Below are 775 nucleotides of genomic sequence, written 5' to 3'. Positions count from 1 at the left end.
TGTGTGCAATGACGGCAACCTTGAAGCGCCACCATATTGCCATGCGCCCGGTCTTGCACCGACTTGATCACTATGTGTCGAGCTCTGCACAGGTTATTGCTAATTGTGTTTTGTTGACTTCGGTTTTTGCCTTCCGGGAGTTGGCTCACTCAGATGGTACCAACCTCCCGTCTGAAGAAGCGATGCTGCATAACTTCTGGGTATATGGCATAGCCTTATTGTTGATCGTCAGTATCTACAATTTGATTAAGGTGCCTGCTCACCTAAAACCTGGCGGTAATATTGGCTATGCTTTGTTATCGGTTCCTCTCTATTCCACGATGGCCATCATTGCGGGTATTTTCTTCTTCTCTCATGGCCACATGCCAGGGATAGGTATCTATCTGAATACACTGATGGACCTGGCGGACATGTTCCTGAACGTTGGTTTGTATGTCTGGATAGGTATGCTCTTGAAACAAACCCGTTTTGCCGGTTTGGTTCTGAACCTGTTTAAGCCTTGGAAAATGCCTCCGGAAATGTTGGCTTTTGTTGTGGTTGTTCTTGCTGCTGTACCGACTGCCTACACAGGTGGCTCTGGTATCTTCGTTATCGCTGCTGGTGCAGTAATCTATCACGAAATTAGAGCAGCTGGCGCACGCCGCAATCTGGCACTCGCAGCCACGGCGATGTCAGGTAGTATGGGTGTTGTATTGCGACCATGTTTGCTTGTTGTTGTTATCGCGTTCATGAACCGTGAAGTAACGACCGACCAACTATTTGGCTGGGGTGTATG

1 pseudogene is annotated in these 775 nt (G+C 48.3%); it reads left to right on the top strand.

The annotated features are described in order from the left end of the window. A pseudogene (locus tag A3735_RS30515) lies at positions 1–775 on the top strand (C4-dicarboxylate ABC transporter); the annotation flags it as partial.

It is taken from the genome of Oleiphilus sp. HI0061 (assembly GCF_001635675.1).
Note: the sequence above shows the minus strand (reverse complement) of the source record. Positions and strands in the feature narration are given on the sequence as shown.